Here is a 15,864-nt window from a genome sequence, read left to right as displayed (position 1 = left end):
CGCAAACTCGCCATCGTCGCCTTCGAAGAGGTTGGCGTAGACGGGCGCGGTGAGGGACGGATCGTCGAGGTTAACCGAGTAGTAGGTGCGGTTGTCCTTCGAGGTCCGGCGCCAGGCGGCACCGATCTCGACCCCGGAGACGATCACGCGCAGGTCTGGCGCCTTGTCGCTGGTGGAGGCGGGCTCGCTGGGGACGAGGCGCGCCTTGGCGTTGATCGCAAGCGTCTTGATGATGCCGGTGTAGGTGCCATCGTTGCTGCGGGTGAACGAACCGATCTGGGACATGGTGGATCTCCTGTGCTGTGAAAGCCTGCGACCATCGCGGCCTTGTGGCGATCTTGAGCCCCGGGACGGCCGACCCGCACCGTCAGGCCGCCGCGCATGCGGAGGACGGCGTGCGGCGATCTTGTTGCTGCGCGAGGAGCGGCGCAGCCGCGGGGAAGAAGATCGCCGGCACGTTATTGCGGGGAACAGGCCGGGTCGCAGACCACATCTCGGGTCCGCCCAGCAAGGCCCGTCGGTCGTAGAGCATCACGGCACGCCTGGAGAACCACCCGCTCCCGTCGGGCTCGCATGGCATGATGACCTCTGGTCCTCTTCACAGCGTCAGGTCGGCACAGTGCGCATGTCGGCCATCAGCCGACGCGATTAATGCGTCGCTGCCGTCAACTACCAACGCTAGTGATTGATCCAAATGAAAGACACGGCAATTATTGGTGAACGTTGGGCCGATCGAACACCACGTGGCGCGAGCATCACATGCAAAGACTTCGGCATATAACATCAACCAAGGGTCCGCTCTCGCAAACGAACTTGATGCGCCGATTCGCCGGTCGCAGAAATGCCGCGTGCGCAGGCTCGATCCAGTATAATTTCTCTTGGAGATAGCATGATGGACTGTTCAGTGTGATCGCAGCCGCAGGCCCAAAGGCCTCGCGCATTGGCCTGTCAATCGTCCGCCCTCTGGACTGAGCATCTCATGATTCCAATTCGCCGACGTAGGCGAGCACATCGTGGACTCAATCGTGGCAGGTCTCAGCCAGATCAACTCGTGAGCCGCCCGAATGAGGCAGAGCTTGGCCAAAGAAGATTCAACGGAAGCAGAGCATCCACGTCAGTATTCTGTCACGCCGCCGCATTTAGGCGCACTTAGTCCTCTCTTAGATTGGATTAGATCGTTCGCAGCAGGGAATGAAGATGGCAGCAAGCGAGACAAGCTTTGAGCAATCGGTGATCCGCATGGCGGCTGGACGCTTCCGCCAGACGTCTACCGAGAAATCGGCTTGGCATTGGCCGCGATCGGCAAGCCGATCTGCATCGTACAGGAGGGCGGCTACCGACTGGACGCGTTGTCGGCCTGCGCAGCGCATTTATCCCCGGGCCTGCGAATTGGAATGAAGGAAACAGGCAGGAGCCATACATGAACGACACCTCAGCCCCCGATGCTGGCCTTCTTCCGTTTCGAGACCTCATCAACGAGTTGGACAACGATGTCATGGCTTCCTTTGGAGCTGGGCAGGCGAACTACGTCGCCGCCGCTACGTTCGATCTCCCCGTCCTCGACGGGAGGTCTCCACATGCTCGGCAGTTTCTGTTCAAGCCCGTACGCCCCGTCGCGCTGGCGGAGCAATCCTGCCGTGAACTCGGGCGACAACGGCCGGATGGCCGGAAGTGGAGCCAGTAGTGAAAGCTGTGATCCTCGCGGGCGGCCTCGGATCCCGAATCTCCGAGGAAACCCACCTTCGGCCCAAGCCCATGATCGAGATCGGCGGCAAGCCGATTCTGTGGCACATCCTCAAAATCTACTCGCACTATGGCATCAACGATTTCGTGATCTGCTGTGGCTATAAGGGTTATCTGATCAAGGAATACATCGCCAACTACTTCCTGCACGTGTCGGATGTCACCGTCGACATGACGAAAAACCGTATGCAAGTCCACCAGCATCATGCCGAACCTTGGAAGGTGACGCTCGTCGATACCGGCGAGAAGACCATGACGGGTGGTCGGCTCAAGCGAGTTGCTAATTACCTGACGGATGAGGACGCCTTCTGCTTGACCTATGGCGATGGTGTGGGAGACATCGACATATCCGCATCGATCGCCTTCCACCGTCGCCAGGGTACGCTCGCCACTCTAACCGCGACCTATCCGCCTAGCCGTTTCGGCGCCTTCAAAATTTGTAGTGATCACCGTGTTGCCAGCTTCAAGGAAAAACCTTGGGGTGATGGGGAAATGATCAATGGTGGCTTCTTCGTGCTCTCCCCGAAAGTATTTGACCTGCTGGTGGATGACTCCACTGTTTGGGAGCACGAGCCGCTCACGACCTTGGCCGAGCAGCAACAGCTTTCGGCTTACCAGCACCACGGCTTCTGGCAGCCCATGGATACTCTGCGTGACAAGACGTTCCTCGAAGCGCTCTGGATTGAGGGCAACGCTCCGTGGAAGGTGTGGGAAAAATGAGCAGCTTCCAGGCGAGCATGCGCATCTTTCTCATAGGGTACGCGGATTTCAAAGGCTCAAGGCTCGCGCTTTGGCTGCAACGTCTCGACGTCACGGTGACCGGGTACGCGCTGACGCCGCCATCCGCGACGCCCAGCCTTTTTGAAATCGCTCGCCTGGCCGGCATGGGGCCGATTCTGGGCGACGTGACCAACTGCAATCATTTGGTCGGCACGCTTCGTAGCGCTGCGCCCGATATCGTTACCCACATCGCGGCACAACCATTGCTACCCTATTCCCATGCCAATCCATCCGAGACCTATCGCGCAAATGTCATGGGAACGGCGCATCTGTTGCAGGCCGGTCGGCAGATGGATTCGGTCCGCGCGGTACTCACCGTCACCTCCGACAAGTGCTACGAGAACCGTGAATGGATCCGGTGCGATCGAGAGAACGGTCGGATTTGCCGTCTGAGCGAAACGAAGGCGGGGCTCGGCACAATTGAGCCCGTGTTCAGCGCTGACGGTTCAAGTGGTCTGACTTGGACAGAATTCGCGGGCATGGAGTCCTGCGTAAGCGCCATCCGCCTTAGCAAGAATGTCGGGGCTCAGCGATCGGTTCTCGTCGACGATAAGCATGCCCGTGGCGACGCCGTGATGCAGATCGAGGCCGATCTCCAGGATCCGTCCGAGCTTCGTGCCGAGCTCTTTGACTTGTGGCGATCGGCCGCCGGGGTGTCTACGGCAATTCGCCGTGTTCATCGTCCGACCTGATGCGCCATAGCAATTTCTGCCATTAGGATGCGGCTATGGAAAAGGTATTGGTGACTGGCGCACGAGGCTTCATTGGATCCCAGCTTTGCAAGAGGCTCACGGGCTTGGGCGTCGAATTACACGCGGTCTCGCGCCAGCCACCGGCCGACGTACCGGCCTGGTGGAAATCGATTGGCGGAGATGTCAGCAATGCCCGACGCGCCACCGCTATCTGTTGGTGGAACGTCAATCTGGTCGATCTGCAGGCAACGCGAGAACTGATCCGGACTGTCCGGCCTGACACGACCTATCACCTCGCTGGTCTGGTGACGGGTTCGCGCAGTTTCGAAATGGTGCTGCCGATCCTGCAAAACAACTTCCTCACCGCATTCAATCTGCTCCTGGTCACCGCTGAAAGCGGCGCCGGCCGGATCGTGTTCGCGGGCTCCGTTGAAGAGCCGCATAACCCCGATCACATACCTTCCTCGCCCTATGCCGCGGCAAAAGGGGCTACGTCGGCGTATGCTCGGATGTTCGAGGCGCTGTATCAGACCGAGGTCGTCATCGCGAAGATCGCCATGGTTTACGGCCCGGCGCAGGCGGACCTCACGAAGCTGGTCCCCTACGTTATCACCACCTTTTTGCGCGGCGAGCGTGCCAAGCTGAGCAGCGGCGTCCGGCCGGTTGATTGGATCTACGTCGATGACGTGGTCGATGGCCTTATAGTGTGCGCCCACGCATCTGGCGCCGAGGGCCGTGTGATAGATCTTGGATGGGGCGAGGTGTGCACGATCCGGGAGATTGTACAGCAGCTAAGAGCATTGATTCCCGGTGCGCCCGAACCGCTGTTCGGGGCAGTTCCCGATCGACCGCTCGAGCGGGTACTGAAAGCCGATGTTGCCACTTCCCGCAAATTGATCGGCTGGAACCCGTCGACAACGCTGTACGCGGGCCTGCGCCGTACAGTGGAATGGTATCGATCCCGACCCGCGGCATGACCGCCGGGCCGTCACCCTTTGCTCGGTTACCACGAACGCGTGGTTCCTGTGGGCCTCGTGCCGATAGTGATCGCGGGCTGCGGCTTGCGTGTCGCCACGCGGCGCGCGTTTCCAAGCGCATCATCATAAGAGGAAACCTCGCAAAACGCCGGGTTCAGGTTCCGCAATCGCGACAGCTCGAACAGGACTTGCATAGGGGGCCGCCGGGCCCAGATAGGCTTCGACATCGGGTTTCGAGCATGCTCGATCAGGTATTGCGTAGAATCTGCACAGGCAAAGCATAGGCCGTCGGCCAAGTCGACAAAGAATGTCTTCGTCGCCATCCAGGCGGAAAAACTCCGAGACGGCGCTACGTCGGCGGCCCGGACACCTATCCACAACGCCACCGAGCCGATCACCGGCAAGATGAACTCGCGGCGTGATGGTGTATCATTCGACCCGCTTCGATCACTCGGAACGTGCGTGGACAAGCCCTGCGTCCAGTGCGACCCGCGCGGCGGACTCAAGCCGAGCAAAGGGTACGTCGGCCCGCATCGCCATGTCCAACAGGCTATGGTCGCCATCCGCGAGGTTGAGCAACCATAACAGGTCCATCTGCGTGGCGCCGCCCGCCTCGCGTTGCCCAGCGATCGTTCTATAGAGATCGCGTCTTCCAAGCTGAGGCTCGCATCGACCGTCGACGCGCTCATACGTGCAGTCCGCATCAAGTAAGTCCAAGACCGTCTCTATTACCGAGTAAGATTGATCGAGGGCCTCCGGCTTCACGAAATCCAGATTGTCTGCCGACGTATGGTATTCGGGGAAAGCACCATGTACACCGCGCATAAGGCAGCCTACCGGCAGATCGAATGCAGGCGAACAAAACTGCCGCTCATCATATCCGTAGGGGGCGAACGGCAGTATTTCATGGCGGAGGCTGGAATGCCTGAGGACATGTGCCACGGCCCGATCGATCGTCGCCCCCTTGCGGCTCTGCTTATAGTGAAATTGCCCGCCATCACCCAAACACGTCAGCACGAGGCCATACTTGATGTTAGCCAATACCGGCTCGTTGCGGGCGAGCCAGGTGATGGCGCCGATCGTCGCTGGAAGGAAAAGAAATCGATATCCTAGCCGTCGTTTTTGGCGCGCCTGCCGCATGGCCAGAGCGGTCATGACTGCGATTCCCGAAAGATTGTCATTTGCGAGGCTGGGGTGACAGACATGGGTGCTGAGCAACACTTCGTTCGGCGTCTCGCCGGGAACGAAACACTCACCAAACGTCAGTGAACCAGCCGAGATATCGCTGTCAATCTCGACATGATAGACGTCATCATTCATGGTCTGCCAGAGATTATGAGGCAGGCAGAAGCCCCAATCGTCGGCGTAATAGCCAGTCCTGTATGGAATAAGATCTGGCTGATCAGGCAGCGTGTGGATGTGCCGCGCGAGTTCGGCACGCGTGAACACGCCCTGCACCGGCCTGCTATATCCAAGAACATGAAGATTGTTGCTGGCGAAGTCGACCAAGCATTTTCCGCCCACCGTGGAGATCGACCCGTGGCGAATATTCCATTCCATCGGAACGTGCCAGTCGAAAACAGAAGTTCCCGTTCGGACTTCATTGATTTCGAGATCAATATGGCGGGCGATGATGCTCAGGGTCTTGCGAACTCCTGAGCCGGTTTGACTGCGGTTGATTGGAAACAGCTCGCAGACCAGTTGATACAGGTCAATCGCAGGCTTCCTCTCAATTTCCCTTACGTCGAGCTTCATTGGCATCTCGTTTCTGCCGGGGTCACTACAGCTCGCGATCTGCGAGCGATGGTCGGGCCCCATCTTTGGGCGAAAACATTGTCACCGGTTCAGGCCGAGTCATAGAAAACATCGGATCGTCGAAGCGGAAGCCACCCGACAAACCTTCGACGTATTCGATATCATCAGACGTCCCACAAAGTGCCAAGCGGGAAGGGGGTACATGACCATCATGTTCGTCTGCCGCCCGATGAAACCGATCGCGCCGGTCAGCAAGACCTTCATGTCAGAACCTTCAGTTCGGGAACCGCAATGACAAAATTGCCGCCCCACCTCCTAGTCTGCTCATGCTGCTGCATCACCTCGGCAGCGATGTTCCAGGGCAGGATCACCACCCAATCTGGCTTTCGCTTCGCGAGTTCTGCTGGGTGAAGGATCGGAATGTGGCTGCCGGGCATGAACTTGTTCTGTTTCGAGGCTGCCGCGTCGCAGACAAAGCTAATCAGGTCGTGTTTCAAGCCGGCATAGTTCATCAATGTATTGCCTTTGGCAGCCGCGCCATACGCGGCGACCGATCTGCCGGCGAGCTTCTGCTCGATCAGGAAAGCTAGGAAGTTGTTCTTTACCTGGTCCGCCTTTTGCTGGAATGCAAGGTACAAACCGAGGTCTTGCAGCCCCAGCCTTGTCTCCTCCGCCAACATGGCCGTGACCGCTGCCGTTGTTTTGCGCGGATCATCCTTGTTGCAGCCATAGATGCGCAAGGAACCGCCATGCGTCGGGAGCTCCTCAAGGTCGAAGACCCGCAGACCGGCCTTTTCGAAGAGTTGGATAACCGCCGTCAGCGACAGGTACGAGAAGTGCTCATGATAAGCCGTGTCGAACTGGTTCTGTACAATCATGTTCTTGAGATGCTGGAACTCCAGGTTCACCGTACCTCCCTGCTTGAGTAGAATACGCAGGCCCAACGTGAAGTCATTGATGTCAGGCACATGGGCATAGACGTTGTTGCCGCAGATCAGGTCTGCTTGCTGCCCGCCTGCCGCCAGCCTCGTAGCGGTGGCTGCGCCAAAGAATTCACGAAGCACCGGCACGCCAATCTGCTCGGCAGCATCGGCCGTGCCGGCGGTCGGCTCGATGCCCAGGCATGGTACGCCCATCGTTACAAAATTTTTGAGGAGATATCCGTCATTGGAGGCGACCTCGACGACAAAACTGTCTCGGGTCAGATGCAGCATCTCGGCGATCTTTTCGCAATAGGTCCTGGCATGTTTCAGCCAGCTCTGCGACGTCGAGGAGAAGTATGCGTAGTCGCTGGAGAACAATTCGTCGGCGGCGGTGTGATCTTCAGTCTGTACGAGCCAGCACGCGTGACAGACAAAGATCTTGAGCGGAAAGGTTCTCTCCGGTTCGTGGAGCTGCGCTTCCGAAAGATAGGCGTTCGATGGCGGCGCGTGTCCCAGATCAAGGACCACGTGTTGCAATTGCGTCTGGCAATTCCGGCACTTCATAAGTCTAGTCCCTTGACGTCCGCATCAAGATGCGGATGCGTCGAGTCGCGTGTGGACAAATCCGTTGATGGAAAAGGCCATGAAAAGTCCGCCATCGGATCATCGAAATAAACAGCTCCTCGTGGGGCGACGGATTGAATGTGGTACTGCAGCGATTTTCGGCACAAAGGACGACATAGAGCGTAACGACGAGGGCAATGGCCGCCGCGGTGTCGGCCTGACCGTGAAGCAGCACCAGCCGCCAACGCCGACCAGGACCCGCCCCAACACCCGGCGGATGCGCCCCGGCCGGTCGGCCAGTAGCCTCATGAGTGATTGAGACGTTAGCGCGGAGTAGCTGGGGCGAGCAGCTAGAGGTAAGGGTTGACCAATGCGAGCCTGCCGATTCCTGCCGATAGCACCGCGGCATGCAGCCAGCCCGCCGTCCAGGGGCCCCCGGACCACGAGGAAGCTGCAAATCCAGCTCAGCGCTATGGTGAACGTGACGTTCGCCATGCGAAGCACTGCGATATCGCTACCTGCCGGGATTGAAACCGAAACTGCTGTAGTATTGCAGCCAAGCGAGACTGCGGTGGTTACGGCGGACAGAGCGAGCAAGGTCCGATCCAGGAAGACTGACGTTCCGTTTGCAAAGTGGTCGTCTCCTGCCATAGGTCTCTTCTTGCCAGCTTCGTCGACGAGCCTCATTCCAACGGGCCTCGAGATCCTTCTAACTGGCCTGAGCTCCGCAATCTCCTCCCAAAATTGGTAGAGTCTATCATTGGCGTGCAGCGAGACCGAAGTTTGGACCACTCAGAACTAGAGTTTTGCGCCTCTAATCAGGTTGGCGGGCTGGTTTGCGCCGACGTGGTTTGCAGCAAAATCGGCGCCTGTCTTCTCTTCCATGGTGGGCATGCCAAATGCTGTGCTCCGGTCAACTACCAGAGCCGGTAATTGATCTAGATGACGGAAGCATGTTGCCTGTCGATGATAAACGTCGGCCGGTCGGATGAAACGGCCGGTCAAACGCAAGGTCCGCTTTTCAACAAGCCCGGAAACCTCACATCGCAGGAGCAACCACAATGGACGTTTTTGGACCACGGAGAGAGCACTCCGAAAAGCCCAAGCAGGGCTCCAGCCGGTTCAACGGCGGGTACTTTTTTCTTCCGTCGGTCACTCTTGAACTACCTTTTAAATCACGCCGATCTCGTGCTGGAGAATGCGCCCTTCACCGATCGCGCCGGGCCACTGGCTTGCGCGTATGTCGTCACGCCGGCTTCTGGGCTTGTATGGATACGCAACATGACACGGATCAGCTCGAAGAACTCTGGGTCTCCGGTCGAGGCCCTTGGGTTCACGCCAACAACGCCCAGCCTTTCGTTCGGAGCGCTACGTGACAATCAGCCTCATCGTCAAAGAAGATATCGAGCAAATCCATGCGGCCTTGCCGCGAGGATGCTTCGCGGGGGCAACGGTCCTGGTCACAGGCTGCGCGGGCTTCCTTGGATATTACTTCCTCCAGTACTTCACGCGAAAGGCATCCGAACTCGGTCTGAAGCGGATCATCGCGCTCGACAGTTTGCTGCTGCATCGGCCGCGCTGGCTGACCGATCTGAGTGCGGAGTTTCCGGACGTGCTCAAAACGCATACGTTCAACATCGCCAGTGATGACCTTCGAATGGTCGACGGCGCTGACGCAGCGGACTACGTCATCCATATGGCCTCGATCGCTTCGCCGACGTTCTATCGTCAGTATCCGGTCGAGACCATTGACGCTAACATCTGGGGATTGCGGCGGCTGCTCGAATCCTATCGGAGTTCGGATCGGCTCAAAGGGCTGTTGTTCTTTTCGAGCAGCGAAATCTACGGCGATCCGGCTGAGACGGCGATCCCGACTGACGAGGAATACCGCGGCAATGTCGCGTGCCTGGGCCCGCGGGCCTGCTACGACGAATCGAAGCGTTTCGGCGAGACGATGTGCTACGTCTTCTCGAAGACGTATGGCATGCCTGTCACCGTCGCCCGCCCCTTCAATAACTATGGGCCTGGTATGCGCATCGACGACCGTCGGCTCCCGGCCGATTTCGCGCGATGCGTGATCAATCGAGAAGACATTGTCATTTTTTCCGACGGCAGCCCGACCCGGACTTTTTGCTACGTCTCCGACGCGATCACAGGCTATATCCTCTGCCTCCTGCATGGGAAATACGATTACTTCAACATCGGGATCGACGGGCCGGAGATCTCCGTCCACAACCTTGCCGAGATCTATCAGCAGGCCTCGCTGGAGGTTTTCGGGCGCCGCGGCGCGGTCGTCTTCGAGAGGAGTTCCGACTCAGAGTATCTTGTCGATAATCCAAACCGACGCCGCCCCGTGATCAAGAAGGCGCGGCACATTCTCGGGTACGCTCCCAAGGTCCTCGTAAATGAGGGCGTGCGCCGCTACCTGTCCTTTCTACGCGACGAGTTGAGGGCGTGATGCGCGTCACAGTTGTCGGGTCCGGTTATGTGGGTCTCGTCTCGGGCGTGTGCCTCGCGGTGAAGGGACACGACGTGACGTGCGTCGATCTGCGGAAGGATGTCGTCGCTCAGCTTAACGACGGCGTGCCGCATATCCATGAGCGCGGTCTCCCTGAACTGCTCAAGTCAGTGCTTGCATCGGCCCGCTTTCGGGCGACCACCGATCTACACGCCCCGATCGAGACAGCGGAAATCGCCCTGATCGCTGTCGGCACGCCGTCGAAGAACGGCGCGATCGACCTCAGCGCCGTCCGGCAGTGCGCTCGCCAGATTGGCGCTTATCTCGCGACTACTCCTCATCACCTATCAGTCGTCGTGAAGAGCACCGTCATCCCAGGAACAACGGACACGATAGTGCGGGAAGAGCTTGAGCACTCGTCCGGGAAGAAGCTCGGGGCATTCGGCTTGGGTATGAACCCGGAGTTTCTTCGCGAAGGAGAGGCGATCGAGGATTTTATGGAGCCCGATCGCATCGTGATCGGTCAGGAGGATGAGAGGACGCTGGCGCGGCTCGAGGAACTCTACGCTCCGTGGAACTGCGACAAAGTGCGGGTGAACACCCGCACGGCCGAAATGATCAAGTACGCCAACAATGCAATTCTGGCCACCCAGATCTCCATCGCGAACGAGATGGCAAACCTCTGCACTGCGGTGGGAGGTGTCGACGTCCTCGACGTCATGCGCGGCGTCTATCTCGACAAACGGTGGTCGCCGATCACTCCCCTGGGCCGCCTTGCTCCACAGATCCTGACTTATCTCGTTCCGGGCTGCGGATTCGGCGGGTCCTGCTTTCCAAAGGACGTACAGGCGCTGCGCAGCCAAGGCGAGAGCCTTGGCCTCCCGATGAATATGCTGAATGCCGTTCTCGACGTGAACGCCGCGCAGCCGGGCCAGATCGTCTCTACCCTCGAGCGGAAGCTCGGAGCGTTGTCCGGCCGACGAACCCTCGTTCTCGGCCTCTCCTTCAAACCGAATACCGACGACGTGCGAGAATCCGCCTCGATCAAGATCGCTCGCGATCTTCTGCGGGCCGAAGCGGATGTCAGGTGTTACGATCCGCTCGCGACGGAGAACTTCAAGCTCGCCATCGGAATCGCCGCGAACCGTATTCAGTTCTCGTCTGACTGGCGGCGCGAAGTCGAATGGGCCGAGATCGTCATCATCGCGACTCGGACACAGGAATACGGCGAACTCACCTCGTTGCGAGTCGCCGGCAAAACGGTGTTCGACGCGCGTCGACTGATCAATCCAGCCGATGTGGCCCCCGCGGACTACCTAACCATTGGCCGCCGCCTGAACTGAGTCGGGCCATGATCTTCGAACTGACACCCATATCGAGAGCTTTCCTCAGCCTCGAACCTAGCGGCGTCGATCGCCGCTTTCTTCCACGCATCTTCTGCGCCGAAAGGTTCGGCGTGCGCCCGCGGCCTGGCGACGGGATTCCGCCTCTGCCGGAAGCGGCCATGCCGGTTCTGGAGAACGTCGAGTGATCCGGCACCGCGCCATCCAAACCGAGCCGGCAGAACCACCGGTAAGCCAGATTGAGGTGGACCTACGCACAGCCGCCGCTCCAATCGGATGCCGAAGCAGTAACCGATCAAGAGCATCCGGATCATCAGTTCGGGATCGATCGAAGGTCGACCGATGCCGCTGTAGAAGGGCGCCAAGTCCCGCCTGACCTGTTCAAGGTCGACAAACCGGTCGATCGACCGCAGCAGGTGGTCGGCGGGGATATGTCTCGAGCGAGAACTCAGAGAACAACACAGCCTGTTCGACTTGCCGATGTCCCATCATGATCTTCAGTCCTGCAATTGGACAGACTGAATCATTGATACCCCTGCGTTGCAACAGCAGTCTTTTTCAACAGAACCGGCCCAACTCGACGCGATGGGTGTAGCGGCCGAGATAGGCCAGGACCTGGGCGGGTCCGCCGAAGGGCCGCTTGGCGTACACAACCCAGTTGATGCGTCGCATGGCGTCGAGGTGGGCCGCAAGGCATCCGGCTCGGCCAGAGCTCCGAGATCGCCGAAGAAAGGCACCGGAGTTGAAGGCTGCGGACAGACGTTTGAGAAAAGTGTGCGAAATAGTCTGGACAATGGTTTGACGGCCAGGAAGAAGTTCGGTCGGCTGGCGATCCAGCGCGCGCCATCGGGCGAGAGGCCGCCGCCCGGCACGACGCAGTGGACGTGGATCTCCAATCGCAGCCGGTCAAGCGGACTCGAGGTCTGGCTGATGGTTTTGGTGGCAACCTGGGCGTAGCGCGCCGTGCTTTGCAGGCTGGCATGGCCAAGCAGAACCTGGATGACACGAATGTCGGCGCCGTTCTCCAGAAGATGGGTCGCAAAACTGTGCCGTAGTGTGTGCAAACGCGCTTGTTCAGACCGGCTGCAATGTGAGCCGAGCGGCACGCCGCGTGCAGCACGGTCGCATCAAGCGGCCGCTCACTGTCGCGGCCGGGAAATAGCCAGCGTGTCGGTCGGGTTAGCCGCCAATAGGCCCTTAGAATCTTCAGAAGCTGCGGCGAGAGCATCAAGTAATGGTCCCGGCCGCCTTTGCCTTGTTCGACCCGGATCACCATCCGCTGGCTGTCGATATCCGCGAGGAAAACCACCTCCGACACGCGTAGTCCGGTGGCATAGACTGTCGTCAACGCTATGCGGCTCTTTAGGCTCGGGACCGCCTCCAGAAAGCTCACCACCTCGTCGGCACTTTCAGTACGACCGGCAGTTTGCGAGGCTCCCGCGCATAGGCGATGCGCTCTGGGATCGTGCTGTGGCCTAACGTCACGCCGTAGAAAAACCGCAACGCACAGACGATCTGGTTAAGTGCCGGCCATGATATCCCCGTCGCCACCAGATGAACCTGGAACGCATGAACATCCCCCAAGCCCAGATGATCGGGGGATCGACCAAAATACCGGCTGAACTTCGATACCGCGTTGAGATACGATCCCTGCGTCGCCGGCGACAAATTGCGGACCGTCATGTCCTCGATCATGCGTCGGCGGAGAGGGCTCACCTGGGCCATCGGAAACCTCCTGTCTGAAGGGTTGGGCTCTGAAAACCCTCGATCCTCTCAGACAGGAGGCGACGACCGTTGCTACCTCTCCTCAAATGCCGCGCCAGCGGCTTCGTTCAATCCCCAACCTCAATTCGCAAGAAAATCGACCCCGGAGCCCCAATTTCCGGCAAATCCAATCGCAGGAATTCCTGCCATTTCTATTGCCATTCAATCGCTTCGGGATATTTCACGGACGACGACCTGAAGACTGTCTACGCGTCGGCAAACGTCCGCAAGTGGGAAACGGAAGCTCGCTCCAGCGCCTTGGCGCTAGCGGGATTTCTCCATGCCACTGGAAATCGAAAGGTGCTGGCGGGCGCGATACTTTGCGCAAGCAATTCGCCTGAACTCAATAATGTTTTTTCTTACGCGAATTCGCGGTTTATGCCACACGTTCTTTGTCCCAAATTCTACGCACACCGTCTCGTATCGATCCTGGGTCGACAAGTGGCCGGCTTTAAACACTGTCCTGAGAGGCCAGCGGCAGTGCTGTGTTGGAACACGCCCACGGACGAGTTCGGCGCTACTCACATGCTCAATGACTCTGGCCGTCGACAGTCACTTGACGGAGCGTTTTTTCGATGAAACTCCGACCTGGAGATAGATTGAACGATGACGAGCGAGAAAATTAGTGGCGTGGAGTGGGACGGAAACGTATTGGTCGGCTGGGTTTCGATCAACGGGTCTCCGATCAGGATTGCGGTCGACCAGGACACCGTTCACCGACATGGCCCAGCTTCGACGACGCGCTCACCTGGAAAATCAAACTTCACGGAGCCGAAATTCTTGAAAGGATGATCCCATTTTTGGGTACGACCAATGGATGATGCTCACTGCAACACGCGTCAAGCTTGAACCAGGGCTTTACGAGTTGAATGCGCAGTCCTGGAGATATCAGGCCGTTAATCCGCTCCCAAACTTGCCCCCTCATTGGAGTAGGCCCCTGGACCCGGACAGGGTTGAATTTAAGGTTTGACCGCTATGCCGGGCTTTTGAAGGACGGAAGCCCATTGCCAAGCATCGAATTCACAGCCTGGAGTTCAAACGTCAGGTCGCGCAAGAGTTTCTCGCCGGCGAGACCTTGCACGGTCTGGTGAACCGCTACGATCTGTCGCGTAATCTGATCCGCATTTGGGTCCAGAAGTTCGAGGCCGGCGCCCTCGATGAGGCCGCCGTCGCGGCCGACCTGGTCGGGCAGTACGAGGCGCGGATAGCTGCCGCTATGAACAGCAGACCGCGGCCGAAAAGTGCGCCTACATCCGTGATTGTCGGCCCGTCGGGCCTTCCATCGCGGAAGGATGCCAGCTGATGGGGATTGCCGGCTCGACGTATTACGAGGCCTTGCCGGCGACGACCGATGACACCGCGATCGTCGCAGCGATGGCGGCGATTTGCGAGGAGTTCGAATGCTTCGGGTGGCGGCGCGTGCGCGCGGCCTTGCGGCAGCGGTGGATGATCGTCAATCGCAAGAAAATCAAGCACCTCATGCGCGAGCATGGTCTCCAGCCGAGGTCTGTCGCCACCATGTCGCAACGACCGATAGCGATCACGACCAGCCGATGTATCCCAATCGTGCGAAGGACATGACCGTTAATGGGCCCGACCAACTGCGGGTCGTCGACATTACCTACGTCGCGAACGCAGTCGGCTTCGTCTATGTAGCCGTCATTCTCGACGCGTGGTTGCGCCGTGTGGTTGGTTATGCGATCAGCCGTTCTAGGGGTCAATATTGCAGGCCGAATGACAACCACGGCCCAGATCGGTTCGTTCACCCGCAGCAACGATCGCACCTACACCGGCATCATCAAGACGCTTGCGATCAACGCCAAGGCGCGCCTCGTCCCCAGCGATCCCGCCTCCGCCAGCGACAAGGCGCCAGACCTGCGCGTGATCGTCTCCGGGGTCGAGATCGGTGCCGCCTGGCGCCGGACCTCGAAGGACAACCGCACCTACTACTCGGTTAGGCTCGACGATCCGTCCCTCACCGCGCCCATCTACGCCAACCTCTTCGAAGGCGACGAGGGCACGGTATCCGTGCGGAGGTGCGCCAGGCACTGGCGGATACCCGGCCCGATCTCGATGATTCCGAGGTCGAAGCACATTTCGCGCAACGCCGTACCGCTGCGCTTCGAAAAAGTGGCGGAGCATGAACGGTGGAACTCGTCTGGTCGCGATTCGCGCTGTCCGATCTCGATGGCATTTTCAGCTACATCGAAGCCGAGAATCCCCGTGCAGCGGTTCATGTTGATGAACAGATTGCCGATGCCGCGCGGCGCCTGCTCGACTTTCCTGACAGTGGCCGGCCCGGGGCGCGTCGCTGGCACGCGCGAGTTGGTCATCCCGCGCACACTTATGTCGCGGCCTACCTGGTCGACGGTGATACTGTTCGCATCTATTGCGTGCTTCACGGCGCGCAGATGTGGCCCGACGAACTTACCAATGACGATTGGGGCCGGCTCCATGCAGTAATCCTGCGACCGGAGCTGGATCTCTTTTTCTTGAATTGGATGTCCAGGTCGCAGTCAGACTACGATAACCTTCAGTAATCTAAATCGGGGGAAGGTCTGCCTCTACTTTAGGGTTCGACCGATCTGCGAGAGGCCCCGCAACGCCGAACGAGTGAGAGTCGGCGCTATACGCCGCGGGCAAATCGCGCCAGCTTCGGACGGATTGGTTCCCTCATTCTTGGCAAGTTGGGGATTTCTCATGCGTCTGACTGGTTCGTTCCAGTGGAGTTATGCGCATCTGCAATGGATTCGATTATCTCAAAGAGTATCAATTCGTCATTGTCCCACTTAACAGGTGCGTACTTCCAGTCGTGCTGCGTTCAGTGCGCGCAAGCAAGTCTGCTTGCGTGCAACGCTCCGATTT

The 15,864-nt window shown here is 58.9% G+C and carries 12 protein-coding genes and 4 pseudogenes; 10 read left to right on the top strand and 6 right to left on the bottom strand.

Annotation, left to right across the window (positions count from 1 at the left end; genetic code table 11):
- Window positions 1-285 (bottom strand): DUF736 domain-containing protein (locus KIP88_RS38950; protein ID WP_214493446.1); only part of this gene is annotated, 285 nt, incomplete at its 3' end.
- A 1,135-nt stretch (window positions 286-1,420) separates the two neighbouring features.
- Between KIP88_RS38950 and KIP88_RS38945 the strand changes: the two genes are divergently transcribed.
- From KIP88_RS38945 to KIP88_RS38930, 4 genes are read left to right on the top strand one after another with little or no spacing between them, the layout of a single operon-like run.
- Window positions 1,421-1,684, top strand: coding sequence for a hypothetical protein (locus tag KIP88_RS38945; RefSeq protein ID WP_108522697.1), 264 nt, complete (start codon window positions 1,421-1,423; stop codon window positions 1,682-1,684).
- Entirely contained in the window at window positions 1,684-2,463 is a 780-nt protein-coding gene (gene rfbF, locus KIP88_RS38940) for a glucose-1-phosphate cytidylyltransferase (RefSeq protein ID WP_213256854.1), read from the top strand. The genes KIP88_RS38945 and rfbF overlap by 1 nt, the downstream gene beginning before the upstream one ends.
- On the top strand, window positions 2,460-3,215 hold the full coding sequence (locus KIP88_RS38935; protein WP_214493445.1) for a GDP-mannose 4,6-dehydratase: 756 nt from the start codon (window positions 2,460-2,462) through the stop codon (window positions 3,213-3,215). The genes rfbF and KIP88_RS38935 overlap by 4 nt, the downstream gene beginning before the upstream one ends.
- Window positions 3,216-3,250: 35 nt before the next feature.
- Window positions 3,251-4,192: an NAD(P)-dependent oxidoreductase gene (locus tag KIP88_RS38930; protein ID WP_214493444.1), complete on the top strand. Its 942-nt coding sequence runs from the start codon at window positions 3,251-3,253 to the stop codon at window positions 4,190-4,192.
- A gap of 447 nt (window positions 4,193-4,639) precedes the next feature.
- On the opposite strand, the gene KIP88_RS38925 is transcribed toward KIP88_RS38930, so the two are convergent.
- On the bottom strand, window positions 4,640-5,953 hold the full coding sequence (locus tag KIP88_RS38925; protein WP_108522692.1) for a DUF4910 domain-containing protein: 1,314 nt from the start codon (window positions 5,951-5,953) through the stop codon (window positions 4,640-4,642).
- Window positions 5,954-6,207: 254 nt separating this feature from the next.
- The gene (locus KIP88_RS38920) at window positions 6,208-7,434 is read right to left on the bottom strand and encodes a class I SAM-dependent methyltransferase (protein WP_213256850.1); all 1,227 of its coding nucleotides are present in this window, start codon (window positions 7,432-7,434) and stop codon (window positions 6,208-6,210) included.
- A 1,372-nt stretch (window positions 7,435-8,806) separates the two neighbouring features.
- Between KIP88_RS38920 and KIP88_RS38915 the strand changes: the two genes are divergently transcribed.
- Together KIP88_RS38915 and KIP88_RS38910 are read left to right on the top strand one after the other, a co-directional pair.
- Entirely contained in the window at window positions 8,807-9,892 is a 1,086-nt protein-coding gene (locus KIP88_RS38915) for an NAD-dependent epimerase/dehydratase family protein (protein WP_214493443.1), read from the top strand.
- Complete coding sequence (locus KIP88_RS38910) at window positions 9,892-11,235, top strand: UDP-glucose/GDP-mannose dehydrogenase family protein (protein ID WP_108522689.1); 1,344 nt, start codon at window positions 9,892-9,894, stop codon at window positions 11,233-11,235. Before KIP88_RS38915 ends, KIP88_RS38910 begins: the two co-directional genes overlap by 1 nt.
- 149 nt (window positions 11,236-11,384) lie before the next feature.
- On the opposite strand, the pseudogene KIP88_RS38905 reads toward KIP88_RS38910, so the two are convergent.
- The 3 genes and pseudogenes from KIP88_RS38905 to KIP88_RS48680 all read right to left on the bottom strand — a co-directional run.
- Window positions 11,385-11,727, bottom strand: a pseudogene (locus tag KIP88_RS38905) (transposase); the annotation flags it as partial.
- A gap of 66 nt (window positions 11,728-11,793) precedes the next feature.
- A pseudogene (locus KIP88_RS48685) lies at window positions 11,794-12,628 on the bottom strand (tyrosine-type recombinase/integrase).
- On the bottom strand, window positions 12,625-12,960 hold the full coding sequence (locus KIP88_RS48680) for a site-specific integrase (protein ID WP_249727267.1): 336 nt from the start codon (window positions 12,958-12,960) through the stop codon (window positions 12,625-12,627). The pseudogene KIP88_RS48685 and the gene KIP88_RS48680 overlap by 4 nt, the downstream one beginning before the upstream one ends.
- Window positions 12,961-14,086: 1,126 nt before the next feature.
- On the opposite strand from KIP88_RS48680, the gene KIP88_RS38890 reads away from it, so the two are divergent.
- From KIP88_RS38890 to KIP88_RS48670, 4 genes and pseudogenes are all read left to right on the top strand, one after another.
- Entirely contained in the window at window positions 14,087-14,302 is a 216-nt protein-coding gene (locus KIP88_RS38890) for a hypothetical protein (RefSeq protein ID WP_249791352.1), read from the top strand.
- A complete protein-coding gene (locus KIP88_RS48675; RefSeq protein ID WP_213290051.1) occupies window positions 14,302-14,580 on the top strand; it encodes an IS3 family transposase in 279 nt (92 codons plus the stop codon). Before KIP88_RS38890 ends, KIP88_RS48675 begins: the two co-directional genes overlap by 1 nt.
- A 114-nt stretch (window positions 14,581-14,694) precedes the next feature.
- Window positions 14,695-15,009 (top strand): annotated as a pseudogene (locus KIP88_RS38880) (DUF736 domain-containing protein); the annotation flags it as partial.
- Between the two features lie 137 nt (window positions 15,010-15,146).
- Window positions 15,147-15,356, top strand: a pseudogene (locus tag KIP88_RS48670) (type II toxin-antitoxin system RelE/ParE family toxin); the annotation flags it as partial.
- Window positions 15,357-15,864: the final 508 nt, after the last annotated feature.

This window comes from Bradyrhizobium sp. SRL28, assembly GCF_018596315.1.
In the GTDB taxonomy this organism is placed as follows: domain Bacteria; phylum Pseudomonadota; class Alphaproteobacteria; order Rhizobiales; family Xanthobacteraceae; genus Bradyrhizobium.
This window is presented reverse-complemented; position numbering and strand designations above follow the sequence as displayed.